A 24,896-nucleotide genomic window follows, 5' to 3' on the forward strand; every position below is an offset into this window, starting at 1 on the left:
ATCGAAACGGCTGGGGCCGCGCCTCGATGTCCACCCCTCGCCAGCCCCGGCGGGCAGCTCGTCGGTGTATCACCCGAATTGGATGGTTCGGTCGAGCCGAACAGGACAGAATGCCAGAGAATACCCATGTACGCAAGAGGTTTTCGGCATCGAAACCCGGGACGCCACAGCAATTTCCGTGCCGAACACACCGGCCGAGTCCGCACTTGTCGGTGGCCTGGGGTAGAAATCCGGTCAACCGACGAACGGGGGAAGACATGACGCGCTGGAGCGAGGACCAGGTCACGGCGCTCGCGCCGGACGCGAGCTCGCTGTCGGCCGCGCGGAAACTCGCGAGCCGCTGGCGCGATACCGGGCAGCACGACACCGCGCTGTGGGGACTGTGTCAGGGCAGCGGCGCCAAGCCGTATCAGACGATCGTCGACCTGTCCGGTCCCGCGTACAAGTGCTCCTGTCCGAGCCGCAAGTTCCCGTGCAAGCACGCGCTGTCGCTGTTGCTCGAGTGGGCGGCGGGCCGGGTCGAGGTGGCGCCCGGGATCGCCGACTTCGCGGGCAGCTGGATCGACGGCCGGATCGCCAAGGCCGCCAAGCCCGCGGCGGAAGCCGCCGCCCGCACCGCGAATCCGGCGACCGCGGAGCAGCGGCGGGTGCGGGTTACCGCCGGATTGGCCGAACTCGATGTCTGGCTCGGCGATCAGGTGCGCACGGGTCTGGCGCAGACCGACCGATCGTTCCGGGCGTTCGAGACGATCGCCGCACGGATGGTCGACGCGCAGGCGCCCGGCGTCGCCTCGACCCTGCGTCAGCTGCCGACCGCCGTGGTGACCAGGGCCGACTGGCCCGAGGTGGTGCTGCGCGAATACGCGCGGCTGCACCTGCTCATCACGGCGCATCGCAGGCTGGACGAGCTGACGCCCGAGTTACGCGCCAGCATCCGAACCCATGTCGGCTATCCGAATCCCGCCGAGGCGGTGCGCACCGAGCCCGCGGTGCGGGACCGGTGGATGGTGCTCGGCGTCCGGATCACCGAGGAAGAGCGGCTCTACACTCGGCGAACGTGGTTGTACGGGCGCGAGTCTCGGCGCTGGGCGCTGGTGGTCGACCACTCGTTCGGGACGCCGGGCTTCCCCGCCGACGTACCGACCCTCGGCCTGCTGGCCGACGCGGACCTGCACTACTACCCCGGCGCCGCGCCGCTGCGGGCGCTGTGGGGTGAACGGCACGGTGCCGCAGAACCTTTCACGACGCTGCCGACGGATCCGGACCGGCCGGGCACGGTGGCCGCCGCGCTCGCCGACCATGCGGCGGCGATCGGCGACGATCCGTGGCTGCGCGGGTGGCCGGTGCTGCTCGTCGATGTGGTGCCGGTGCACACCGAAAGCGGTTGGTACATCGCCGAATCCGACGGCACCGCGCTGCCGGTGGCGCCCACCGAACAGCCGTGGCGGCTGCTCGGTGTGTCCGGCGGTCATCCGGTGACGATCACCGCCGACTGGACCATCGAGGGCTTGGTGCCGGTCTCGGTGTTCACCGCCGGTGAGGTGATCGATCTGGCCAGACTCGATCCGGTCGGCCGCAGCGCACCGAATACCCGAACGACAGCCTCGTCGAACGCGGCCGACCTCACCTCCGTCGCGCTGCTCGGCACCGCACGCCGGGCGCCCGACCTCACCCGGCTCGCCGGGCCGGTGGCCGACGCCGCCGACCGACTACCCGCCGACCCGGCGCTGCGCCTGCTCGAATCCGCCGCGCTCCAGGACGTTTACGCGCGCGGCGGGGTGCGCGCGGCCACCGCGAAGGCGCCCGAACCCGCCGAGGACGACACCCGACGACTGCTGCCGCACATCGCGGCCGGTCGCCTCGCGCGGATGCTGCAGGAGCGGTCCCCGTTTCTGCCCGAATGGTTCACCGCGGCAACGCCGTACGACTATCGCGCGCCCGACGCGCTGTGCGGGCAACTACTCGACCAGGCGAAGAGCAACGCCGAGCTGCGCGAGCCGCTGCTGCGCCTGGCAGGCACCCGAGGACGCTGGCTCGCTGGTCAGCATCCGGAATGGCGAAACCTGGTGCGCCAGCAGCCCGCAACGGCTCCTACCGAGGACGTTTGGCAGTTCGGGCAGCCACCTGAGCGCCGAGGGTGGCTGGCCGAGCTGCGCCGCCGGGATGCCGACGCGGCCCGCGAAACGCTCGCCACCGCTTGGCCGAAGGAATCCGGTCCGTTGAAGGCCGAGCTGCTCGCGATACTCGCCGACGGGATTTCGCGGGCCGACGAGCCGCTGCTGGAAGCCGGGCTGGACGATCGGCGCTCCGATGTCCGGCGGACCGCCGCCGGTCTGCTGACACTGCTGCCCGATTCGGCGTTCGCGCACCGCATGACGCGGCGGGCCGGCGAGTGGGTCCGCGTCGAGCATCGGCTGCGGCACACCGAACTCGTTGTCGCCCTGCCCGATACGCTGGATCCGCCCGCGCATCGCGACGGCATCACCGATCGCAGCGTCGAGTTCACCTATCGATGGGGCGGCGCACCCGACGTCACCGCGGGCAGGCTGCGTCAGCTGGTCGCGGCGACACCGCTCGGTCACTGGGCGAGCGTGCTCGGCACGCCGGACAAGGCCGTCAAGGCAGGCATCGACGATCGCTTCCGGCAGCCGATCTTCGACGGCTGGGTGGATGCCGCACTGGCACAGCACGATTCGGTGTGGGCGCGGGCATTGTTCGACGCCGGTGTGCCGACCGACGTCGCCATGCTGCGCAGGCGCGAGCTGTTCGCGCTGCTGCCGATGGCCGACCGCACCCGCCACCTGCTCGAGCTGGACGGCTCCTGGCTCTCCGAGATCGAGGCGCTGCTGCCCGCGATGGGACATCCGTGGCCGGAACCGCTGGCGCAGCACCTCATTCTGCTGCTGTTCGAACGGGCCAGGGCGGCGGCCCGCCGCCCGGAGGCGCACGGCAACACCCCCAACGCGCACCGGTCGCTGCTGGCCGCGGCGTCGGTGCACCTACCCGTGACCGCCGCGAGCGCCGCCGCCGTGGTGGCCCGCCGCTGCGGCGATCCCACCTGGGAACGAGCCTTCGATCAGCTCGCCCACGACCTCAACCACCGCTCGATGATGCTCGAGGAGTTGCAGTGACCACTACCGACGTGACGCCCGACCTGCTGCGTCCGCACGCCGAACAGGCCTACGCCGACGAACTGCGCGCCCTGGTGGCCGCCGACGAACGCCCGCGCCCGCCGTCCTGGCGGCTCTCCCCGTGGGCGGTGGTCACCTACCTGCTCGGCGGCACGCTCGACGACGGCACCGTGATCAGCCCGAAGTACGTCGGTCCGCGCAGGCTGATGGAGGTGGCCGTCGCGACGCTCGCCACCGACCGGGCACTGCTGCTGCTGGGCGTGCCGGGCACGGCCAAAACCTGGGTCTCGGAACATCTTTCGGCCGCCATCTGCGGGGAATCGACACTGCTGGTGCAAGGCACGTCGGGGACGGCGGAGGAGGCGATCCGGTACGGCTGGAACTACGCGCGGCTGCTCGCCGAGGGCCCGAGCGAGGGCGCGCTGGTGCCGTCGCCGGTGATGACCGCGATGCGCGCGGGCTCGATCGCCAGGATCGAGGAGCTCACCCGCATCCCGTCCGATGTGCAGGACGCGCTGATCACCGTGCTGTCCGAGAAGACGCTGCCGGTGCCCGAACTCGGCACCGAGGTGCAGGCGGCCAAGGGCTTCAACGTCATCGCCACCGCCAACGACCGCGACCGCGGCGTGAACGAGCTGTCCTCCGCGCTGCGCCGCCGCTTCAACACCGTGGTGCTGCCGCTGCCCGCCAGCGAGGACGAGGAGGTCGCCATCGTCAGCCGCCGCGTCGAACAGCTCGGCGCCTCGCTGGAACTGCCGAAGGTGCCCGCCGCGGCCGAGGAGGTGCGCCGGGTGGTACGCGTCTTCCGCGAATTGCGTTCCGGCATCACCGCCGACGGCCGCACCAAGCTCAAATCGCCCTCCGGCACCCTGTCCACCGCCGAGGCCATCTCGGTGATCACCAACGGGATCGCCCTGTCCGTCCACTTCGGCGACGGCGTCCTGCGGGCCGCCGATATCGCGGGCGCCGTGCTCGGTTCGGTGATCAAGGACCCGGTCGCCGATGCGGTGGTGTGGACCGAGTACCTGGAAGCCGTTGTGCGCGAACGCCCGGAGTGGTCGGACTTCTACCGGGCGTGCCGCGAGGTCTCCGGGTGAGTGGCAGCGGCGGCAGGCAGACGAGCAGGGGGTGACACCATGACGCAGGCGCAGCACGGCGCGGCCGACCGCGACTCGGAGTCCGGCGGCCCGCAGACCCGCGTGTTCGGCATCCGCCATCACGGTCCGGGTTCGGCGCGATCACTTCGGTTGGCACTGGAGGCCTTTCAGCCCGACACCATTCTGATCGAGGGACCCGCGGACGCCGATCCGCTGGTCGGGTATGTGGCGGCCGAGGGCATGACGCCGCCGGTCGCGCTGCTGGCCTATGTGCCCGACGCGCCGGCGAAGGCCGCGTTCTGGCCGTACGCGGTGTTCTCGCCGGAGTGGCAGGCGCTGGACTATGCCGCCGAATACGGTGTGCCCGTTCGGTTCTGCGACCTGCCCGCCACCATGGTGCTCGCCGCCGAGGAGGAGCCCGGGGATCGGTTCGACCCGTTGACCGAGCTCGCCGCCGCGGGCGGGTACGACGATGCCGAGCGATGGTGGGACGCGGTCGTCGAATCCGCGCCCGATGCAACGGCTTTCGACGCGATCACCGAGGCGATGGGTGCGCTGCGCGAATCCGCCGAGCAGGATGCGATCGAGCTCGAGCCGATCGACGCCATGCTGGACGAGCAGGGCGCGGTGGTCGAACACGAGGCCGACGAACACGATTCGCCCGCGCACGAGGCGACGATCGATCTGCGACCGGACGACGATGCGGGGGTAACGGGCACCAATTCGGTCGCCGAGGCAACCTCCGACGTCATCGCGCTGGAACCGATCCGGCTCGAGCCCGTCCGCATCGACGCGCACACGCTGCGGCGCGAGGCGTACATGCGACAGACCATGCGCAAGGCGCTGAAGGATGGGGCGGTCCGTCTCGCGGTGGTGTGCGGCGCCTGGCACGCGCCCGCGCTCGCGGGCAAGCTCGGGCCCGCGGCCGCGGATACCCGGCTGCTGAAAGGACTTCCGAAGACGAAGGCCACGCTGACCTGGGTGCCGTGGACGCACTCGCGGCTGTCCACGATCTCCGGATACGGCGCGGGGATCACCTCCCCCGGCTGGTACCACCACCTGTTCACCGAGACCGAGCGGCCGATCGTCCGCTGGCTCACCAAGGTGGCCGGGGTGCTGCGGGCACACGATCTGCCGGTGTCGAGCGCGCACATCATCGAGGCCGTCCGCCTCGCCGATGCCCTCGCCGCCATGCGCGATCGCCCGCTGGCCGGGTTGTCCGAGGTCACCGAGGCCACTCGCGCGGTGATGTGCGCGGGCGACGAGACCATGCTGCGGCTGGTCGTCAACGAACTCGTCATCGGCGAGGCGCTGGGCACCGTGCCCGAGGGCACCCCGACCGTTCCGCTCGACGCCGACCTGCGCGCCCGGATCCGCACGCTGCGGATGAAACAGGAGGCGCTGTCCCGGGTCCTCGACCTCGACCTGCGCAAGGAACGGGAGGTCGAGCGCTCCCGGCTGCTGCACCGGTTACGTGTGCTCGACATTCCCTGGGGCACGCTCACCACCAGCGAGGTGCGCGGCACCGGCACCTTCCGGGAGACCTGGACGCTGGAATGGCGACCGGAGTACGCCATTTCGATCATCGAGGCCTCCCGCTGGGGCACCACCATCCGCACCGCCGCCGAGGCGAAGATCCTGGACACGGCGAGCCGCGAGGACAGCACCGTCGGCGATCTCTCCGCCGCACTGGAGGTCGCGCTGCTGGCCGATCTCGGCGGCGCCACCGACGGATTGATCACCCGGCTGGAATCGGCCGCCGCGCTGGACCACGACATCACCCACCTGCTCGCCGCGCTGCCCGGCCTGATCAGGACGCTGCGCTACGGCGACGTCCGCGGCACCGACACCAAGGCACTCGCGCACGTCGCCGACGGCCTGCTGGTGCGCGTCTGTGCGGGCCTGCCCGGCGCCGTCACCGGCCTGGACACCGGCGCGGCCACCGAGCTGCGCGGCATGCTCGACGCGGCGCACACCGCCATCCACACCCGCGACGACGGCTGGGCCACCGGCGAATGGCTCGGCGCGCTCGGCAAGCTCGCCGATCGCGACGACGTGCACGGCGCGCTCGTCGGCCGCGCCGTCCGGCTGCTCTGCGACGCGGGCATCATCGACGAGATCGATTCCGCCCGTCGGCTTTCCGCCGCACTGTCGGTCGGCAATACCGCCGCAGCGAAGGCGGCCTGGGTCGACGGTTTCCTCGGCGGCCGCGGGCTGCTGCTGGTGCACGACCGAGAGTTGTTGCGCCTCATCGACGATTGGCTGCGCGCGCTGCGCGAAGACCAGTTCGTCGAGACACTCCCCCTGCTGCGCCGAACATTCGGCGCCTTCGAGTCGGGCGAGCGCCGCGCCATCGGCCAGGCGGTGCGCGACGGCGGTGCCACCGCTATCCGAAACGGCGAGGACGACGGAAGTTTCGACGTCGCGCGCGGCACCATCGCCCTGCGCGCGGCTGCGGAAATCTTGGGGGTGTCGGTATGACCATGCCGCTTGCCACGTACTCCGACACCGCCGCCACGGCGCGACGATTCCGATCCGGGTCGACCCATGGCTCGACCGACACTCAGGGGATGCGATGAACGCTGTCGACGAAACACAGGCGCGGCGTTGGCGTTTGGTGCTCGGCACCGCCGCCGAGGAAGGGCTCGGCGGACTCGGCGAGGCCGACGACGTCGCGATGGACCGGGCGCTGTCGGCGCTGTACAACGACGACGAGAAAACCTCCAGCAAGCGTGCGGGCGGGCTGCAAGGGTCCGCGCCTCGAGTGGCGCGCTGGCTCGGCGACATCCGCAATTACTTTCCCTCGACCGTCGTCGAGGTGATGCAGCGCGACGCGGTGCAGCGGCTGAACCTCACCCAGCTGCTGCTGGAGCCGGAACTGCTCGAGGCGGTCGAGCCCGACGTGCACCTGGTCGGCACCCTGCTGAGCCTGAACCGGGTGATGCCCGAAACCACCAAGGCCACCGCGCGGATGGTGGTGCAGAAGGTGGTGCGCGAGATCGAACAGCGCATCGCCGCGCACACGGTGGCCGCCGTCTCCGGCGCGTTGAACCGGGCCGCGCGCGTCTCCCGCCCGCGGCTGCGCGATATCGACTGGGACCGCACCATCCGCAAGAACCTGGCCAACTACCTGCCCGAGCATCGCACCGTGGTGCCCGAGCGGCTGGTCGGCTACGGCCGCAAAGCCCAAGCGGTACAGCGCGATGTCGTGCTCGCCATCGATCAATCCGGCTCGATGGCCGCCAGCGTGGTCTATGCCTCTGTCTTCGGCGCCGTCCTCGCCTCCATGCGCTCGCTGAAGACCTCACTCGTCGTCTTCGACACCGAAATCGTCGATCTCACCGACAAACTCGACGACCCCGTCGACGTCCTGTTCGGCACTCAACTCGGCGGCGGCACCGACATCAACCGGGCCATCGCCTACTCGCAGACCCTGATCACCCGCCCCACCGACTCCCTGTTCGTGCTCATCTCCGACCTCTACGAGGGTGGCGTCCGCGACGAAATGCTGCGCCGGGTCAACGCCATGAAGGAATCCGGCGTCCAGGTGGTGGTCCTGCTCGCCCTCTCCGACGAGGGCGCGCCCGCCTTCGACCACGACAACGCCGCCGCCCTGGCCGCCCTCGGCGTCCCGGCCTTCGCCTGCACTCCCGACAAGTTCCCCGCCCTACTCGCTGTCGCCCTGGACCGCGGCGACCTGCAAGTCTGGGCCAACGCCAATACGAGCCACAGCTGAGACGTGTCGCGAGGCAGGGGCAACGATCAGCCGGACAGGCTGGAGATGGCGGAGACCAGGTTGATCAACTGCAGTGCGATGCCGAGCAGGGTGGAGAGCGTGGTGAGGAATTCCATCGGGCTCCTATCTGAACGGGCTAACCGGACAGCTCAGGAGATCGTACGACAGAGATCGCGGGTGCGAGTCGGGTTCGAGGGTCGACCGTAGGGCGAGTTTTCAGCTGGTCACGAGCGGTTTTGCGGTGACAGGGCCCATGATGCCCCACGCGGTCGCCGAGGTCGGGACGAGCTTCGGATGCAGCAGCGCGGCCACGGCCAGCAACCCGATCGCAACGATGATGTCGAGCCAGTAGTGGTTGCCGGTGCCGACGACCACCAGGGTGGTCAGCACCGGGTGGGCCAGGGCCAGCCAGCGCCACGGTGTGCGGGTCGCCGCGACGACGGCGAAGGCGAGCAGCAGCGCCCAGCCGACGTGCAGCGAGGGCATGGCGGCGAACTGGTTGGACAGCCCGCCGGATTCGGCCGAGCCATAGACGGATTGGCCGTGCACGGCGGCCAGATCGACGAAGCCGTACTCCGGCAGCATGCGCGGGGGCGCGAGCGGCATCAGCACGTGCACGACGAGCGCGGCGGCGGTCAACGCCACCATCAGGTTTCGCGTCCATCGATAGTGCTCGGGCCGAAACACCCACAGCCACAGCAGGACCGCCACCGCGACGGTGAAATGCGCGGTGGCGTAATAGAAATTGGCGGGCAGCGCGAAGGAGTTGTGCTGCACGAACACTGACTGCAGCGTCGTCTCCTCGGGCAACCAGAGCCGATCCTCCAGGCCGAGCATGCGACGAGCGTTGCCGAACGCGCGCACGGTGTCGTCGGCGGTGACCATCCGGCCGACGCGGTACCCGAGATAGAGCACGGTGATCAGCACCAGTTGCCCGGCCGCCTCGCCGCCGCGGCCGTGCACCGCCGCCCGCATCCGCTCGACGATCCCGCCCGGCGCGAGCTCGAGCCCGGCACCCGGCCCGCCAAGACCAACAGCCACCATTGCCCGCGGCCTCCTTCTCCGTTGAACCAGGCCGATCCCGGCAATTAAGTGGAGCTACATCCTCCGTTTAACTTAACACCACCTGCCGGACAACTTCACCAGGGGGTGACGAGACAGGCATCACAGTCGCCGCCAGGCCCCGGAACCGCTGTGGGCCAATCGATTCCGCCAGCACCAAGAAAACGGAACGGCGGGCCCCGACGAATCGGGGCCCGCCGGACAGCGGTTGACTACAGGTCGGCGATCGCCGCCAAGGGTGGCGTTCGGGCCGCGCGCACGGCGGGCCAGAGGGCGGCCAGCACGCCGACCACGGCAGAGCTCACCAAGACGAGCACCAGCTGTGACCACGGGATGGCGATCTGATCGAGGCCCAGATCACGCAGCGTTCGCAGGAACCCGACGCCGAGACCCAGCCCGAGCAGCATGCCGATAATCGCGCCGAACACCGCGATGAGCATCGATTCCAGATAGATGGTTCGGCGCACTTGGGAGCGTTGCATCCCGACCGCGCGCAACATGCCGATCTCGCGCCGCCGCTCCACCACCGACAGCGCCAAGGTGTTGACGATGCCGAGGATGGCGATCACCACCGCCAGCGCGAGCAGGCCGTAGAGGATGGCGAGCAGGGTGTTGATCTGCTTACCTTGCGCGCCTTTGAATTCCTCCCGGTCCTCCACCTGGACCACCGGGAACGGCTCGACCGCCTTCTCCAGATCGCTGCGCAGCTCGGTGAGATTCGCGCCGGGCTTGGCGGTGACCAGCACGACGACATTGCTCTGGAAGTTGACCGGCACCACCTCCTTGTACACAACCGGCGACACCACCAGCGCGCCGAGCAGCGGCGTCTTGCGGTAGATGCCGGTGACGGTGAGCGGCACCTTCTTGCCGTCGAAGCTGGTCGGCGCAATCTCCTGGCCGACCTGCCAGCCGCGCTTGTCCGCCTCGTCCTCGGACACCAGGATGTCCCGATCGCCGAGAGTCGCACTGCCGCGCAGTATTTCGTAGTTCAGGGCCTGATCGAGCCGCCCGTCCGGCGAGGTACCGCCGATCTGGTCGTCGCCGAGTTTGAAGCCGACACCGCGGATCCCGACCACGTCGGCCACGCCGGGCACCGACTTGCGGACCGCGTCGGCGGCACCGAACGGCACCCCGACGAATTGCTGTCCCGCCAGCACGTATTCGGACTTCACGCCCTTGTCGACCAGGACGCCGACACTTGCCTTCGCCGAAGCGCCGAGCATGCCGATCGCGGTCACCAGCATCAGCCCGAGAGTGAGCGCGAAAGCCGTTGCGGCGGTACGACGCGGGTTCCGTGCGGCATTGTTGCGGGCCATCCGCCCGATCGGGCCGAACGGGCGGATCAGTACACCGAGCCCGCCGACCACCGGCCGCGAAAGCGCCGGCGCGGCAAGCAACACCGCGAGAATCAGCGCGAGCGCACCGATCCCGACGGTCAAAGCCGCGTTGCCCCCGGTGGATTGGGCACCGACATAGACGAGCACCGCACCGGCCACCGCGAGCACCGCACCGACCAACGTCCGCACTCGCAAAGAGTCACCGGCCGAAGCGAATTCCTCACGCATCGCCTCGACGGGCGGAATCTTCGCCGCCCGCCGGGCTGGCGCGTAGGCGCTGAGCACCGTCACGGCGAGGCCGACCAGCAGCCCGACCACGATGGTGCGCGGCAGCACCGCCAACGTCCCGGTGGGCAGCCCGAGATCGAACGCGTTGAGCACCGCGGACAACCCGAACGCCAACCCGACGCCAGCGGCCAATCCCAGTGCGCTGCCGACCAATCCGATGACGAACGCCTCCGCGACCACGGACCGCCCGACCTGCTGTCTGCTCGCCCCGACGGCGCGAAGCAGGGCCAGTTCACGTAGTCGCTGCGCGACGATCATCGAGAAGGTGTTGTAGATGATGAACGTCCCGACGATCAGCGCGATCGCGCCGAACGCGAGCAGGAAGTAGTTGATGAAGTTGAGCGCGTTGGAGACTTCCTTCTTCAGGTCCGCACGCACCTGATCGCCGTTCTGCACCTTGTAGTTCGGCAGGTCCTTGATGAGGTTGTCGCGCAGTTGATCACCGGGTATGCCGGTGGCCGCGATGTCGACATAGGCCACGTGCAATCCGTCGGTGAACAGCTTGCGGGCCTGCGCGTCGTCGAACAGCACGCCGATGAATCCGCCGGTGTCAGAAGGCACCTGATAGATGCCGGTGAGGGTCACATCGATGGGATTGCCCTGCGACGGGATCATCACCTTGGTGTGATCGCCGATCTTCAGCCCGGCCCGGTCGGCGCCGCCGATATTCAGCGCGATCTCACCGGCTTTCGCGGGCGGCACGCCCTGGACGAACTTGTTCGGCTCGGCGACCGCCTGCTCCGGCGGCAGATACGACTGGCCGAAGGTGGGCGCGCCACCGGTCTGGATCGCCTTCTTCCCGTCCGGCGTCAGCAACACCAGGGTGCCGTTCACGCTCGGCGCGATCGCCCGCACCCCGGGATACTTCTGCAGTTCGTCGACGATATTGTTCGGAACCCCCTGCGCCTGGCGCTCTTTGGGACTCACCCGAACGTCGACTCCCTTCGCCTGGCCGGCGAAGATGCCGTCGAAGGTGCGCTGCAGCGTGTCGGTGAACACGAACGAGCCCGCGATGAACGCGGTACCCAGCACCACCGATAGCAACGTGAGTGCAAGCCGAACCTTATGTGCGGCGAGGTTGCGTAGCGCAACCTTCCGCATCGGACTTCCGCTCATCAGGCTTGCTCCAGCGCCTTCATCCGGTCGAGCACGGTATCCGAAGTCGGATCACGCATTTCGTTGACGATCCGGCCGTCGGCCAGGAACACCACTCGGTCCGCGAACCCGGCGGCATGCGGCTCGTGTGTGACGATCACCACGGTCTGCCCGAACTCGTCCACCGCGGCGCGCAGGATCGACAGCACCTCCTCGGAGGCCTTCGAGTCCAGGTTGCCGGTCGGCTCGTCGCCGAAGATGATCTCCGGCTTGCCCGCCAGCGCCCGCGCGCAGGCCACCCGCTGCTGCTGTCCGCCGGACAACTCGCTGGGCCGATGGGTGAGCCGATCGTTGAGGCCGAGCCGCTTCAGCACGGTGTCCAGCCACTCCTGATCCGGCTTGCGCCCGGCGATGTCCAGCGGCAACGTGATGTTCTCCAGCGCGGTCAGCGTCGGCACCAGGTTGAACGCCTGGAAGACGAAGCCGATCCGGTCCCGCCGCAGCCGCGTCATCTGCTTGTCCGAGAGCCCAGCCAGGTCGGTGTCGCCGATCCGGACGGTGCCGGAACTCGCGCTGTCCAGTCCGGCCAGGCAGTGCATCAGGGTCGACTTGCCGGAGCCGGAGGGCCCCATGATCGCCGTGAATTCCCCCTTCGCGAACTCGGCCGACACCCCGTCCAACGCCCGGACCTGCGTATCTCCCGACCCGTAGACCTTCATCAGGTCGATAGCGCGGGCCGCGACATCGGTCGGAACCGCCACATCGGCGGTGTCGGCGCCCAAAGCTTGCGAAGTCATGCACACCAGTCTTACCGCGTTCCGCCCAGCGCGCCATCAGGGAATTCCCCGACTCGCCAGGTATCGATGCGCGGCGGCGGGTTCCGTGGTAGCGACCGCGGCGAGTTACGTGGTCGCGGGCTCGGTGTGCAGTTGATCGACCATGGTGGCCAGCGACTTGGCCAATCGCGCGTTCCCTCGGGCGAGCGCGTCGAGACCGCTCGCGCCGAGCGCCCGGTTCATCGCCTGGTAGGCCTGCAGCCCACGGCGGGTCGGGAACACCAGCACCCGGCGCCGATCGGTGTCGTCGACCTTGCGGTGCACCAGGTTGTCGGCGATCATCCCGTCGATCAATCGGGTCAGGTTGGCCCCGGTGAGCAGCGTGGCCTCGGCGAGGCTCGACATCGGGTGGCCGACACCGTCCACCACCGCGGCCAGGGCATGCCAGCGCACGACGGAGTTCTCGCCGAGCCTGGTCGCGATCGCCCGGTCGAGTTCCTGTGACGCCCTGCGCACAAGCCTGGCCAACTCCTCCAGGGCGGCGGGGGCGGTGCTATGGTCCACGGCAGTACTATATCCAACCCCGTACGGTTAATATTCAAACGGAAATATCCGGTGGTGATTCCGTTGTCGTGCTACGGCTTTCGTCGCTCTACGGTCGACATCGCACTCGTGGTGCCACGAAGCGGGTCCGCTGGCATGTTCGGCCCCTCCTGTGAGGCCTGCGCTTCGCTGGCCGTCGCGGATATCAACGCCGCGGGCGGAATTCTCGATCGGCCGGTCCGGCTACACCCGGTGGACGCGGGCGCGCCGCTCCCCGCCCTCGCCGCGACGATCGACCGAATGGTCAGCACTGGCATGGTCGACGGCGTCGTCGGCTGGCATCTGTCCAACGCGCGCAAGGTGATCACGCCGCATACGGCAGGCCGGGTGCCCTACGTCTACACCACGTTCTACGAGGGTGGCGAGGACTCCGACGGCGTCTACATGGTCGGCGAGACGCCCGAGCAACAGCTGTTCCCCGCGCTGCGCTGGCTGCGCGCCGAGCACGGCGTCCGCCGCTGGTGCGTTGTCGGCAACGACTACGTGTGGCCACGGGAAACCGCCAGGGCCACTATCGAATTCACGGCGACCACGGATATCGAGATCGTCGGGCAGACCTACGTCCCGCTGGGCGGCCGCGACTTCCGGCGCGCACTCGAGCTGATCCACCGCTCACCGGCGCAGGGCGTGCTGCTGTTCATGGTCGGCGCGGACTGCGCGGCATTCAACCGCGCCTTCGCCGAGAGCGGCCTCGACGGCGACCGGCTGCGGCTGAGCATGATGATCGGCGAGGACGTGCTGTACGCGGGCGGCGCCGATAGCACGCGCGGATTGTTCACCGCCAGCGGCTATTTCGAGAGCGTCGTCTCGCCGGCCGGCATGGATTTCGGCGCGCGCTATCTGCGCGAGTTCGGCCCGGCCGCGCCCGCGCTCAACAACATCGGCGAATCCTGTTACGAGGGACTGCTGTTGTTCGCCTCGCTCGCCGAGTCCGCCCGCAGCCTCGACCTGCGCGCCATCGAACGCAACGCGCCACGGGTCAGCTACGGCGGCCCGCGCGGCGAGGTGCGGGTGCGCGGCGCACACACCACCCAGCCGGTCTATCTGGCCGATGCCGACGCGCTCGAATTCAGCGTGCTCGCCGAACTCGACTCCTGAATCCGTAACACGAACTTCACCTTGCGGTTTCGCTGCGGCGACCTGCCGGGCTTTGTATCGTCGTCATACGAAACATATTCATATGAAAATAATGAGGTCACCGTGCCCCTCTACTGGTTCCACTGCCGCGACTGCGGCGGCTTCGATCTCAGCTTCGCGATGGCCGACGTGCCCGCCGTCGCGCCGTGCCCGGACTGCGCGTCGAGCAGCAAGCGACAGTTCGGCGTCGCCGCGCTGATCCGGCCCGGATCGGCCGCCACCCGGCTCATCGACGCGACCGAACGCACGGCGAGCGAGCCGTCGGTGGTGGCCGCGCCGCCGCCGCGCAGATCCGTGCCGGTAACCCGAAACCCGCTGCACCGCAAGCTTCCCCGACCCTGAGACCGAAGGACATACGATGCCCGAGTTACTGTTCCCCCTCGATTCCGGCAAGCGGTTCACCGAGCAGCAGCTGGTCGGCCACAATCGCTGGCATCCCGACATTCCCGCGGCGGTGACCGTCAAGCCGGGCGCCGAGTTCCGGGTGCATGTGCGCGAGTGGTTCGACGGCGCCATCCACAATGACGACTCCGCCGACGACGTGCTGAACGCCCCGCTCAGCACCGTGCACTGCCTGTCCGGCCCGTTCGCGATCGAGGGCGCCCAACCCGGCGACCTGCTCATCGTCGACATCCTGGACATCGGCCCCATCCCGCAGGAGGATTCGGGCCCGCTGGCCGGCCAGGGCTGGGGCTACACCGGCATCTTCGCCACCGACAACGGCGGCGGCTTCCTCACCGAACACTTCCCCGACGCCTACAAGGCGATCTGGGACTTCAGCGGGCAGACCACCACCTCGCGCCACATTCCCGGGGTGAAGTTCACCGGGATGACCCACCCCGGCCTGATGGGGACCGCGCCGTCGGCCGCGCTGCTGTCGAAGTGGAATGCCCGAGAGGGCGCGCTGATCGCGACCGACCCGCAGCGGGTGCCGCCGCTGGCACTGCCGCCCGAACCGCGCGACGCCGTGCTCGGCACGCTGTCCGGGGCCGAGTTCGACCGGGTGGCCGCCGATGCCGCGCGCACCGCACCGCCGCGGGAGAACGGCGGCAATCAGGACATCAAGAACTTCACCCGCGGTAGCCGGGTGTTCTATCCGGTGTTCGTCGACGGCGCACACCTCTCGGTCGGTGACCTGCACTTCTCCCAGGGCGACGGCGAGATCACCTTCTGCGGCGCGATCGAGATGGGCGGATTCATCGATCTGCGGGTCGATCTCATCAAGAACGGCATGGAGCTCTACGGCGTCAGCGAGAACGCCATCTTCGTGCCCGGCAACTCCGGCCCCACCTACTCGGAATACCTTGCCTTTTCGGGCACCTCCGTCACCCTCGACGGCGAACAGCGCTACCTCGACTCGCAGCTGTCCTTCGAACGCGCCTGCCTGCACGCCATCGACTACCTCACCAAATTCGGCTACAGCCCCGAACAGGCTTATCTCCTGCTCGGCGCGGCACCGATCGAGGGCCGCTTCTCCGGCGTGGTCGACATCCCCAATTCCTGTGCCACCGTCTACATCCCGACCGCCATCTTCGACTTCCCCATCGTCCCGACAGCAGCCGGACCGACCCGGATCGACCCTGGCCCCGGCGCACCCCGCGCCACCCGCTGACCCGGCTTCGCGGGCGCACCGCTCTCGGATTGCTGAAACATTGCGCATGACGCGCGATGCGACTCAGCAATCCGAGTAGCGGAGATATCCGACCTGGTAGTTAGTGGTCAACCGTCAAGTTATTCAATACGACCCAGGCCCGATCCTGCGGTGGTTCAATCGAGACGCGTGTGCTCTGAAGTAGCTGTTGTTAGCGAAAGGAGTGTCATGGGCCCGACCGTTGCCGAACGGATCCGCCTGCGGGTCGATCGATTTCATTCGGAAAGGCTTGCTGGGCAATGGGGTGGGCGGCACATCCTGCATGGCCGCGCGCCCGGATACGGCGACATTGTGCTCAGTAGCAATGACTACTTGGCGTTGGCCGCCGATCCGCGAATCACCCACGCGATCAGAACCGCGCTGCGGGCGACTTATTCTCCTAGATTCGCCTCTGGTGCATACCTGCCCGGCAATCATCCGCAGGTAGCGCTGGAACGCGCCTTCGCCGAACATCTACGCGCGCCCGCCGGGATTCTCTGCCAATCCGGGTGGGATGCGAAAGTCGGGCTGATGCAATCGATCGCCGACCCCGCGACGCCGGTCTACATCGATCAATTCGCGCACATGTCGTTCTGGCACGGCGCGAAAGCGGCCGGGGCGCCGATACATTCGTTCCGGCACAACTTTCCCGGTCATCTCCGTGAGCAGATTCGAGCGCACGGGCCGGGGATCATCGCGGTGGACGCGATCTACGGCACCAATGGCAGCCGCTGTCCGCTGACCCAGATCTGCGATGCCGCCGACGAAACCGACAGCGTGCTCGTCGTCGACGAATCACATGCGCTCGGCACCGACGGACCGGCCGGGGCCGGGATGGTGGCGGCGCTCGGGCTCACCGAACGGGTGCCGTACCGAATTGCCAGTCTGGCCAAGGCCTTCGGCGGCCGGGCCGGATTCGTCGGTGCGAACAGCATCGATTTCGTCGACTACTTCAAGCTGGAATCCCATCCCGCGGTCTTCTCCGCGACGCTGCTGCCGTACGAAATCGCCGGCCTCGCCACGACACTCGACGTGATCCGCCTCGACGACTGGCGGCGACAGCGACTACGCGAGCTGTCGACCATGGTGCGCCGGGCGCTCACCACGCTCGAATTCGATCTCGAGGGTTCGGCGAGCCACATCGTCGCGCTGCAGGGCGGACCCGACGCGCGTGCGATGGCCATGCGGGACTTCCTGGAAGCGCGCGGCGTTTTCGGCGCCCTGCTGTGCGCGCCTACCACTGCCCGCAACCACAGCCTCGTTCGTTTCGGTCTGCACGCCGGGCTCACCGACCAGCAGGTCGAGCGAATCATCGGCGCGTGCACCGAGATTCGGACCCACTTCGGCGCGACGCCGCCCATCGAACCCCAGTCCAGAACCGCCAAACACGCCCAACCGACCCATGCCACGTTGTCGAGTGGCACCTGAGGGCGTCTCCGCCATGCTGCACAGCACGACTGAGCGCGGGGACCGGTTGCGGTCCCCGCGCCCATGCCGCTAGTCGGTGGTCAGGACAGTGCCTGCGCCGACGGTGCGGCCACCCTCGCGGATGGCGAACCCGAGCCCCGGCTCCACCGGGGTCGGCCGGCCCAACTCGACGGTCAAGTCGACCGTGTCGCCGGGCGTCGCCAGCCGCGTGTCACCGGGCAGCGTCACATCGCCGACCACATCGCCGGTGCGGATGTAGAACTGCGGGCGGTAGCCGCTGCTGATGGGCGTGCGGCGACCGCCCTCCGCGGTGCCGAGCAGGTAGACGCGAGCGGTGAACCCGCTGTGCACGGCAACGCTGCCCGGTTCGGCGACGACCTGACCGCGGCGCACCTGGCCGCGCTGGATACCGCGCAGCAGCAGGGCGACGTTGTCGCCCGCCTCCGCGAAATCCATGGTGCGGCCGAAGGTTTCGACGCCGGTGACGACCGAGGACAGCTCGTCGTCGAGACCGAGCAGCGCCACCCGATCGCCGAGCCGGACCCGGCCGCGCTCCACCGCGCCGGTGACCACGGTGCCTCGACCGGTGATGGTGAGGACGTTTTCCACGGGCAGCAGGAACGGCGCGTCGGTGTAGCGGACGGGAATCGGCACGTGCGTGTCGATGGCGTCCAACAGCTCGACCAGCGCGGCGGTCCACCGCTCGTCACCCGCCAGCGCCCGCAGGCCCGAGACCCGGACGACCGGGACGTCGGTGCCCGGGTAGCCCTGGGCGGTAAGCAGTTCGCGCACCTCCAGCTCGATCAGGTCGAGCAGTTCCGGGTCCCCCGCGTCGGCCTTGTTGAGGGCGACGACGATGTGCTCGACGCCGACCTGGCGGGCCAGCAGCACATGCTCGGCGGTCTGCGGCATCACGCCGTCCAGCGCGGAGACCACCAGGATCGCGCCGTCCAGCTGGGACGCGCCGGTGATCATGTTCTTCACGAAGTCGGCGTGGCCCGGCATGTCGACGTGCGCGTAATGCCTTGTCGCCGTCTCGTATTCGACATGCGCGATATTGATGGTGATGCCGCGTTGCGCCTCTTCCGGCGCACGGTCGATCCGATCGAACGGCACGAAGTTACCGCCGCCCCGCTCGGCGAGCACCTTGGTGATCGCCGCAGTAAGGGTGGTCTTGCCGTGGTCGACGTGGCCCATGGTGCCGATGTTGAGGTGCGGCTTGGTGCGGACATAGGTCTTCTTGGACATGGTTCTTCCTGGCTTGGCCGTCGGGCACGCGCGAATGTGACCGACGATGTCGAGCGGGACCTCAGCGACGGGGCGACCTTCCCCGTCCGAGGTCCCGGGACATCCCGGGGAAGGTCAGCTTCGGGCTCCGTCGAGCTGCGCGGCGACTGCTGCCGATGCGGCCAGGACAGCGGCCATCGCGCCCGCGACTGCGGACGATGCGGCGATGGCGTAGCTGAACATGTCAGAAATAGTAAGAACCGAGGCTTGCTGTGCGCGAGCGATTTTCCGGCTCGAACGAGCGGGCGGGGCTGCGGCGCCAGTGGAGTGGGGGCTCGGTGCTGTCCCACTCGGGTGCGTAAGGGGTGGTGCTCTGCCCCGCCGAGGCGAGGCAGAGCGCCGGTCGTGAAATTAGGAGGGCACGCCCGGGCAGCCCTTGATCGGGCTGCCGCAGGCCGCGCCGCTGCCCGAGCTCAGGATCTTGGCCAGGCCTGCGGTCAACGCGGCCGAGCCGGTCAGCGGGGTCTCGGTGGCGATCTGGGTCTCGGAGACAACCTGGGTCTCGACGACCTCGGCCGACGCGAGGCCGGAGCCGCCGAGGACGATGGCGGTCGCGCCGACGAGCAGGACACCGAACGTACGGAACTTCTTCAAAGACTTTCCCTTCAGAGAACAGCGGTAGGCACTCCCTCGGTGCCGACCCCGATAGAGATATCACGGGGCCGGAGCATCGCCGAGCGATTCCTGGACACGCGTCCACCATTTAGGTAACTGAGGATTCACGCCGCACCCGGGCGTCACGCTGCGGAAAGCTCGCCAGTCCTTGTCTCACAACCGGTTCAACCCCGGCCTGTTCAGCGGATGTTTGGCGCCAAGTCATCCCACGTCGACTATGGCGAATTTTTGGCTACTTTGAGATTTAGCTCACAGACGGCACAACTAGGACACTCCCCAACCAGGTCAGCGACACTTGCCACAACCGGCCCGCCGAAGCATGAGCACTGAGAGCTCGATCCCGCAACCTTCAAGATGGAAGCTTCACCACGCAAGTCTCGCTGCGTGGATCGCCGACCGGAGCCTCACATCGGATAGTTCTCTGAATATTTACCAGTACCTGGCCGAGGTGCCCGATGCGGCGAGCATCGGACACCTCGAGGCTCAGACTACTTCGGGCAACCCGCGCCACCCGGGCAGAACGGGCCGCCGCTGCTGCCGGTGCTCAGCAGCTTGCCGAGGCCGGTGACCAGCGCCGCGGAGCCGGTGCCGGAACCAGAGGTGTCGTCGGCCACCGCGAGGCCGGAACCGGCCACCACGATCGAAGCCGCGGTGAGACACACGAAACCGAACGTACGAATCTTCTTCAAAGACTTTCCCTTTCAGAGCGCATTCGACACAACCCTCGGTGTCGACCGCATAGAGGTATCACGGCATCGGGATCGCTGTAATGCCCCCGCTTACCCAGGCGCGCATCTATAGATAACCGAATGTTCTCTCAGTTGTCGTCGGTCCGGTAGCCGAACTGAACAAAACCATTGTCGCGCAGCCGTTTCGCCACATTCCATTTCAATCGATGCTGTTCGGCCGCCAACACATTTTCACATTCGGCGAATTCACGGCTACGTGAGATTTGGGTCACATCATTTCCAAATAACTGCCTGGTCATCGATATCGAGCCGAGATCCGCACGCGCCCAACATAATCGACATACCGACACCTGACGTCTTTCGACATCAGCGAAAAATCATTACGAAATAACTGTTCGGCTAACCCATTCGAAGGCATCGGCTTTCGAACGCGCACCCTCGGCGGTGCGGGAACGATTCGGCTCGCCGAGTTCGGCGAGTAGTTCCTCGGATTCCTCGACCAACGCCGCGAGGGTGGCCGGGGTGAACCATTCGGGTCGCGTCGCGAACAGAATGTCTTCGGTCGAGGTATTACCGCTGGCACCGGGCGCGAACGGGCAACCGCCGAGACCGCCCAGCGAACCGTCGACCATCATGGCACCCGACTGAATAGCGGCCAGGGTGTTGGCCACACCCATCCCCCAGGTGTCGTGACCGTGGAAGACGATGCGGCGCTGCGGTGTTCGGGTACGAACGGCGGCGATCAGCTCGGCGACCTGGGTGGGGTGGGCTTGGCCGAGAGTGTCGGCGATGACGATGTCGCCGGCGCCCGCGGTGCGCGGGTCGTTGGCGATGGCGATGACCCGTTCCGGATCGACCGGCCCGTCGAACGGGCAGGTGAAGCTGGTGGCCAGACACAACTGGATCGAGCCGCCCACCGCCTCGGCCAGGCGAACCGCGTCGGGCATGGCGGCGACACTGTCTTCGGTGGTGCGGCCGATATTGGCCTTGTTGTGTGCGTCGGACACCGAGAAGCAGTACTGGAAGTTGCGCACCCCCGCCGCGGCCGCCTTCTCGACGTGCCGCGGCGTGGCCACCCACACCCAGCAGCGTTGCAGCTCTTCAGGATTCAGTGCGGCGATGAGCTCCATGGTGTTCGCCATCGGCGGCACCAGATCGGGTCGCGCCATCGAGCCGATCTCCAGTTCAGGCACGCCGAGTCCGAGCAACCTGCGAACAATGGCTACCTTCCGCTCGACCGGCAGCACTTTTCCGGTGAGCTGCAAGCCATCTCGCAGGGTGACATCGCGCAGAACCACCGCGGTCACCGCTCGTCTCGCTCCTGTCGCGGCGCGCACATCACGCCGCCCCACGGCTTTTCGTGCACACCGGCCGGGTTCGGATGCACCGTCGGCCGGGTGAACCCCGGTGAACGGATATCGCGCGGGCCGCGCCCTGGCGGGCGCCTGCGGTCTAGTTTCATTTCGCCTCCAAGGCGTCGATCTCGCTGTCGCTCATGCCGAGTAGCCCGGACAACACTTCGTGCGTGTGCTCACCTAGATCGGGGCCGATATTGCGGATGGGCAGGGACTGCTCGCCGATCACCGGGACGATGCCGGGAAAGCCGACGGTCTTCGGTTCCGCCGCACCGACATCCACCGAGAACGGCTGAATCATATTGCGCGCCTTGTACTGTTCGTCTTCGACGATGTCGGCAGCAGTGTAGATGGGGCCGCACGGAATACCTGCGGCTTCGAGGATCTTCAGTGCTTCGGCGCGAGTGTGCCGGCTGGTCCACTCGGTGATCGCCGCGTCCAGGCGGTCGTGCTGGCGCCAGCGGCCCGCGTTGTCGTGCAGTTCCGGGTCGGCGGCCAGGTCGGGGCGGCCGATCACCTGCATGTAGCGCTGGAAGATGGCGTCGCCGTTGCCGCCGATGATGATGCTGACACCGTCGCTGCACGGGTAGGCGTTGCTCGGGGCGATGCCCTCGACCAACCCGCCGACGCGGCCGCGGTTGATGCCATAGGCGAGGTAGTCGGGGACCAGGGATTCCATCACCGACAGGATCGTCTCGTTCAAGGCGACGTCGATGATGCGCTCGCGCAACGGAATCGGCGTCTCGTCCGGTTTACGTTCGCGCTGGAACAACGCCATCACGGTGCCGAAGGCGGCGTAGACGCCCGCGATCGAATCACCGATGGATACGCCGGTGCGCACCGGCGGGCGGTCCGGTTCGCCCATCAGTTCGCGCAAGCCACCGACCGCCTCGGCGACGGCGGCGAAGCCGGGCCGCGAGGCGTGCGGCCCGGTCTGCCCGTAGCCGGAGATCCTGGTGATCACCAGGTCGGGGTTCGCCTCGTTCAGTACTTCGGGGCCGAGCCCCCACTTTTCCAGCATGCCGGGGCGGAAGTTCTCCAAGAGCACATCGCACTGGCGGACCAGGTCGAGCACGATAGCCCGGCCCGCTTCGCTGCGCAGATCCAGCGTGATCGACTTCTTGTTCCGGTTGACGGTGCGATAGAGCATGGAGGTGTCGCCGCCGTAGAGCCGCCAGTTGCGCAACTCGTCCCCGGCCTTCGGTCGCTCCACCTTGATGACCTCGGCGCCGAAGTCGCCGAGGATGCGCCCGGCGGTCGGCGCGGCAATGTAATTGCCCAGCTCCAGGACGCGAACACCGTCCAACGGCCGAATACTCATCGCACTAGTGTCTCAGGGGCCGCGGCGGCGGCGCACGACGACACCTCGCTGCGGCCGAACAAGATCGTGCGTCCCAGCAGCGGCGCACGATCGATGACCGTGGATTCGGCGGGCCGGTGCGGCGCGACTTCCCGCACCGGGCAACCGCGCATTGTCTCTTCGGTTCGCTCGCAGACGCTCGCTCAGGAGGCCAGCAGCTGCGTGTCCTCGACGATCGAGTAGTGCTCGGCATTGCCGGTGATGCTGGTGCTCGTGGTGCCGTCGACGCCGACCGGGATATCGCCGGCCAGGGTGATCCGGGTCAGCTTGCGCGGCTGGTCGTCGTAGTCGTCGATGGCGTAGTGCTGGGTCGCGCGGTTGTCCCAGATCGCGACGTCGCCGGGCGCCCAGCTCCAGCGCGCGGTGTTCTCCAGCCGGGTCACCCGATCCTGGAACAGGCGGTACAGGGTCTGCGATTCGGTGCTGGAGAGGCCGACGAAGTGCTTCACGAAATGGCCGAGCAACAGCGCCCGCTCGCCGGTCTCCGGGTGTACCCGCACCACCGGGTGCTCGGTCTCGAAGTAGCTCGACTCGAACTCGGCGCGGTAGGCCTGGGTGTTCGGTCGCAGCGGTTCTACGTTGCGGGCCGCGTAGTCGTAGACATTGGTGTGCACCGCGCGCAGGTTCTCCGCAAGCAGCTTCAGCGACGCGGGCAGCGACTCGTAGGCGGCGACGGTCGAAGCCCAGGTGGTCGAGCCACCGTAGGTCGGCAGATGCACCGCACGCAGGATCGACGCCTTCGGAATCCGGTCAACGAAGGTGACATCGGTATGCCAGCTGTTCGCACGACCATGCTCGGAGTCGATCGCCAGGCTCTTGACCCCATGCGAGGTCACCGTCGGATGCGGCGTCGTCGGGCTACCCAGCAACTGCGCGAACTCGTACTGCCCATCCTCGTCCAGATGGTCCTGCCCCCGAAAGAAGATCACCTTGTGCTCCAACAGCGCACGCCGAATCGCATCGACAGTCCCCGCCTCCAGATCACCACCGAGCCGAACATTGTCGACCTGAGCACCGATCCAAGCGCCGAGCTTGGTCACCGAGGCAGTACTTGGTGCGTGCGCGATCGTCATGAGATCACCTTCGCTGTAGAACCGACGAATACGCCCCTGAGCACACCACCCAAACCCCCACCCCAACCAGGTTTTCCGTCGCCCTGATCCCAACCGCCCCCTCCCCAGAACCTGCACTCTCTCTCGGGATCTGCACTCGGAATAGGGCCCTAGTGTCAGTGCGGATCCCGAGAGAGAGTGCAGGTTCCGTGCGATCCGGCCCGAACCCCGCCACCGGTGGCGCTGACCGACGCCTCACCGGCCCGCCCACGCCGAACCCACAGAGCCTGCACACCCTTCACTGGGTGTAGAGCCATTGTGAGGGGTATGCACGCTCTGTGAACCCCTTCCCCACCAACGGGTTTCACCACCACAACACAATCTCCCCCGGACCCCCTCCCCACCCACAGGTTTCACCAGATCGGAGCCATCATGGTGCAACCACGGCCAGGTCACTACGCGAAAACCCATCCCTACACCCACTGTGCCAGCCTCACACCCCCTGTACTGGGTGTGCAGCCCACACAGTGGGTGTACGCAGGTGCCTTGACCACCCCGAAAGCCAAGATTCACTGACTATCGAGCTCCACCAACGCAACCACAGCCCAATCACCACACGAGAACCCATCCCTACACCCGTTGTGTCAGCCCCACACCCCCTGTACTGGGTGTGCAGCCCACACAGCGGGTGTACGCAGGCACCTTGACCACCCCGAAAGCCAAGATTCACTGACTATCGATCTCCCGCAACGCAATCGCCATGTGAGAGCCCACTCGTACATCCGTTGTGTCAGCCCGACCCCCTGTACTGAGTGGGCAGCCCACACAGCGGTATACGCAGGTGCCTTGACCACCACAGAAGCCGGGATTCGCTGAATACCCAGCTCCCCCAACGCAACCACAGCCCGATCACCACACGAGAACCCATCCGTACACCCGCTGTCTCAGCCCCACACCCTCTCTACGCCCGCTCCCAGGATGATCCGTGAGACACATGGTGTGTGGTGGGTGTGAGGCCCACACAGTGGGTGCACGGATAGGTAGTTTGACCACCCCGGAAGCCGGGATTCGCTGATTTATCGAGCTCCCGTAGGGCAGCTGCAGCCCGATCACCCCGTGAGAATGAACCGACCCGACTTTCCGGCCGCTTCTTTCCCTGTGAAGGATGTGGGCCATGCCCAAGCGTTATCCGATCGAGCAGCGTGAGCGTGCGGTGAA

General features: G+C 67.7%; 20 protein-coding genes. 8 read left to right on the plus strand and 12 right to left on the minus strand.

The genetic code is table 11. The features are described from left to right. Positions 1 to 257: 257 nt before the first annotated feature. From ACIBK2_RS45550 to ACIBK2_RS45565, 4 genes are all read left to right on the plus strand, one after another. Positions 258 to 3,131 (plus strand): SWIM zinc finger family protein, encoded by a 2,874-nt coding sequence (locus ACIBK2_RS45550; RefSeq protein ID WP_396977474.1) that lies wholly within the window; start codon positions 258 to 260, stop codon positions 3,129 to 3,131. Continuing rightward, on the plus strand, positions 3,128 to 4,228 hold the full coding sequence (locus ACIBK2_RS45555) for an AAA family ATPase (RefSeq protein ID WP_379285662.1): 1,101 nt from the start codon (positions 3,128 to 3,130) through the stop codon (positions 4,226 to 4,228). Before ACIBK2_RS45550 ends, ACIBK2_RS45555 begins: the two co-directional genes overlap by 4 nt. 39 nt (positions 4,229 to 4,267) lie before the next feature. After that, positions 4,268 to 6,709, plus strand: a complete 2,442-nt coding sequence (locus ACIBK2_RS45560; RefSeq protein ID WP_396977476.1) for a DUF5682 family protein — start codon at positions 4,268 to 4,270, stop codon at positions 6,707 to 6,709. Between the two features lie 94 nt (positions 6,710 to 6,803). Continuing rightward, positions 6,804 to 7,964, plus strand: coding sequence for a VWA domain-containing protein (locus ACIBK2_RS45565; RefSeq protein WP_396977478.1), 1,161 nt, complete (start codon positions 6,804 to 6,806; stop codon positions 7,962 to 7,964). 216 nt (positions 7,965 to 8,180) lie between these two features. Here the strand turns inward: ACIBK2_RS45565 and ACIBK2_RS45570 are convergent, their stop codons facing one another. The 4 genes from ACIBK2_RS45570 to ACIBK2_RS45585 form a co-directional block, all read right to left on the minus strand. Beyond that, positions 8,181 to 9,008, minus strand: a complete 828-nt coding sequence (locus tag ACIBK2_RS45570; RefSeq protein ID WP_396977480.1) for a phosphatase PAP2 family protein — start codon at positions 9,006 to 9,008, stop codon at positions 8,181 to 8,183. A gap of 230 nt (positions 9,009 to 9,238) precedes the next feature. Continuing rightward, complete coding sequence (locus ACIBK2_RS45575; protein ID WP_396977482.1) at positions 9,239 to 11,752, minus strand: ABC transporter permease; 2,514 nt, start codon at positions 11,750 to 11,752, stop codon at positions 9,239 to 9,241. Between the two features lie 14 nt (positions 11,753 to 11,766). Further along, on the minus strand, positions 11,767 to 12,543 hold the full coding sequence (locus ACIBK2_RS45580; protein ID WP_396977484.1) for an ABC transporter ATP-binding protein: 777 nt from the start codon (positions 12,541 to 12,543) through the stop codon (positions 11,767 to 11,769). A gap of 105 nt (positions 12,544 to 12,648) precedes the next feature. Then, on the minus strand, positions 12,649 to 13,086 hold the full coding sequence (locus tag ACIBK2_RS45585; protein WP_396977486.1) for a MarR family winged helix-turn-helix transcriptional regulator: 438 nt from the start codon (positions 13,084 to 13,086) through the stop codon (positions 12,649 to 12,651). On the opposite strand from ACIBK2_RS45585, the gene ACIBK2_RS45590 reads away from it, so the two are divergent. The 4 genes from ACIBK2_RS45590 to cqsA all read left to right on the plus strand — a co-directional run bounded on the left by ACIBK2_RS45590 (position 13,078) and on the right by cqsA (position 17,320). Next, complete coding sequence (locus ACIBK2_RS45590; protein WP_396977488.1) at positions 13,078 to 14,223, plus strand: substrate-binding domain-containing protein; 1,146 nt, start codon at positions 13,078 to 13,080, stop codon at positions 14,221 to 14,223. The two genes, ACIBK2_RS45585 and ACIBK2_RS45590, sit on opposite strands and share 9 nt — an antisense overlap. Positions 14,224 to 14,325: 102 nt before the next feature. Then, complete coding sequence (locus tag ACIBK2_RS45595; protein WP_396977489.1) at positions 14,326 to 14,604, plus strand: FmdB family zinc ribbon protein; 279 nt, start codon at positions 14,326 to 14,328, stop codon at positions 14,602 to 14,604. Positions 14,605 to 14,620: 16 nt separating this feature from the next. Beyond that, positions 14,621 to 15,874, plus strand: a complete 1,254-nt coding sequence (fmdA, locus tag ACIBK2_RS45600; protein WP_396977491.1) for a formamidase — start codon at positions 14,621 to 14,623, stop codon at positions 15,872 to 15,874. Positions 15,875 to 16,081: 207 nt separating this feature from the next. After that, the gene (gene cqsA / locus ACIBK2_RS45605; protein ID WP_396977493.1) at positions 16,082 to 17,320 is read left to right on the plus strand and encodes an alpha-hydroxyketone-type quorum-sensing autoinducer synthase; all 1,239 of its coding nucleotides are present in this window, start codon (positions 16,082 to 16,084) and stop codon (positions 17,318 to 17,320) included. A gap of 69 nt (positions 17,321 to 17,389) precedes the next feature. Here the strand turns inward: cqsA and tuf are convergent, their stop codons facing one another. The 8 genes from tuf to ACIBK2_RS45645 all read right to left on the minus strand — a co-directional run bounded on the left by tuf (position 17,390) and on the right by ACIBK2_RS45645 (position 23,699). Beyond that, on the minus strand, positions 17,390 to 18,568 hold the full coding sequence (gene tuf, locus ACIBK2_RS45610) for an elongation factor Tu (protein WP_396977495.1): 1,179 nt from the start codon (positions 18,566 to 18,568) through the stop codon (positions 17,390 to 17,392). Between the two features lie 390 nt (positions 18,569 to 18,958). Then, positions 18,959 to 19,201: a hypothetical protein gene (locus tag ACIBK2_RS45615; RefSeq protein WP_396977497.1), complete on the minus strand. Its 243-nt coding sequence runs from the start codon at positions 19,199 to 19,201 to the stop codon at positions 18,959 to 18,961. Positions 19,202 to 19,710: 509 nt separating this feature from the next. Next, positions 19,711 to 19,911 carry a hypothetical protein gene (locus ACIBK2_RS45620; protein WP_396977499.1) on the minus strand — a complete coding sequence of 67 codons (201 nt, stop codon included), beginning with the start codon at positions 19,909 to 19,911 and terminating at the stop codon, positions 19,711 to 19,713. A 128-nt stretch (positions 19,912 to 20,039) separates the two neighbouring features. After that, a complete protein-coding gene (locus ACIBK2_RS45625) occupies positions 20,040 to 20,210 on the minus strand; it encodes a hypothetical protein (RefSeq protein WP_396977501.1) in 171 nt (56 codons plus the stop codon). An 81-nt stretch (positions 20,211 to 20,291) separates the two neighbouring features. Further along, complete coding sequence (locus ACIBK2_RS45630) at positions 20,292 to 21,209, minus strand: hydroxymethylglutaryl-CoA lyase (RefSeq protein WP_396977513.1); 918 nt, start codon at positions 21,207 to 21,209, stop codon at positions 20,292 to 20,294. A gap of 5 nt (positions 21,210 to 21,214) precedes the next feature. Then, positions 21,215 to 21,373, minus strand: a complete 159-nt coding sequence (locus ACIBK2_RS45635; protein WP_357380906.1) for a hypothetical protein — start codon at positions 21,371 to 21,373, stop codon at positions 21,215 to 21,217. Beyond that, positions 21,370 to 22,587 (minus strand): CaiB/BaiF CoA transferase family protein, encoded by a 1,218-nt coding sequence (locus ACIBK2_RS45640; protein WP_396977503.1) that lies wholly within the window; start codon positions 22,585 to 22,587, stop codon positions 21,370 to 21,372. Before ACIBK2_RS45640 ends, ACIBK2_RS45635 begins: the two co-directional genes overlap by 4 nt. A gap of 182 nt (positions 22,588 to 22,769) precedes the next feature. Beyond that, on the minus strand, positions 22,770 to 23,699 hold the full coding sequence (locus ACIBK2_RS45645; RefSeq protein ID WP_396977505.1) for a TauD/TfdA dioxygenase family protein: 930 nt from the start codon (positions 23,697 to 23,699) through the stop codon (positions 22,770 to 22,772). Positions 23,700 to 24,896: the final 1,197 nt, after the last annotated feature.

This window comes from Nocardia sp. NPDC050175 (assembly GCF_044459885.1).
Classification (GTDB): Bacteria; Actinomycetota; Actinomycetes; order Mycobacteriales; family Mycobacteriaceae; genus Nocardia.

Excerpts from the sequence above, each read along its gene's own strand:
- ACIBK2_RS45560 (WP_396977476.1), top strand. The coding sequence starts at position 4,268 with ATGACGCAGGCGCAGCACGGCGCGGCCGACCGCGACTCGGAGTCCGGC.
- ACIBK2_RS45570 (WP_396977480.1), bottom strand. The coding sequence starts at position 9,008 with ATGGTGGCTGTTGGTCTTGGCGGGCCGGGTGCCGGGCTCGAGCTCGCG.
- ACIBK2_RS45550 (WP_396977474.1), top strand. The coding sequence starts at position 258 with ATGACGCGCTGGAGCGAGGACCAGGTCACGGCGCTCGCGCCGGACGCG.
- ACIBK2_RS45565 (WP_396977478.1), top strand. The coding sequence starts at position 6,804 with ATGAACGCTGTCGACGAAACACAGGCGCGGCGTTGGCGTTTGGTGCTC.
- ACIBK2_RS45625 (WP_396977501.1), bottom strand. The coding sequence starts at position 20,210 with ATGACCAGGCAGTTATTTGGAAATGATGTGACCCAAATCTCACGTAGC.
- ACIBK2_RS45590 (WP_396977488.1), top strand. The coding sequence starts at position 13,078 with ATGGTCCACGGCAGTACTATATCCAACCCCGTACGGTTAATATTCAAA.
- ACIBK2_RS45580 (WP_396977484.1), bottom strand. The coding sequence starts at position 12,543 with ATGACTTCGCAAGCTTTGGGCGCCGACACCGCCGATGTGGCGGTTCCG.
- ACIBK2_RS45645 (WP_396977505.1), bottom strand. The coding sequence starts at position 23,699 with ATGACGATCGCGCACGCACCAAGTACTGCCTCGGTGACCAAGCTCGGC.
- tuf (WP_396977495.1), bottom strand. The coding sequence starts at position 18,568 with ATGTCCAAGAAGACCTATGTCCGCACCAAGCCGCACCTCAACATCGGC.
- ACIBK2_RS45640 (WP_396977503.1), bottom strand. The coding sequence starts at position 22,587 with ATGAGTATTCGGCCGTTGGACGGTGTTCGCGTCCTGGAGCTGGGCAAT.
- cqsA (WP_396977493.1), top strand. The coding sequence starts at position 16,082 with ATGGGCCCGACCGTTGCCGAACGGATCCGCCTGCGGGTCGATCGATTT.
- ACIBK2_RS45575 (WP_396977482.1), bottom strand. The coding sequence starts at position 11,752 with ATGCGGAAGGTTGCGCTACGCAACCTCGCCGCACATAAGGTTCGGCTT.
- fmdA (WP_396977491.1), top strand. The coding sequence starts at position 14,621 with ATGCCCGAGTTACTGTTCCCCCTCGATTCCGGCAAGCGGTTCACCGAG.
- ACIBK2_RS45635 (WP_357380906.1), bottom strand. The coding sequence starts at position 21,373 with ATGAAACTAGACCGCAGGCGCCCGCCAGGGCGCGGCCCGCGCGATATC.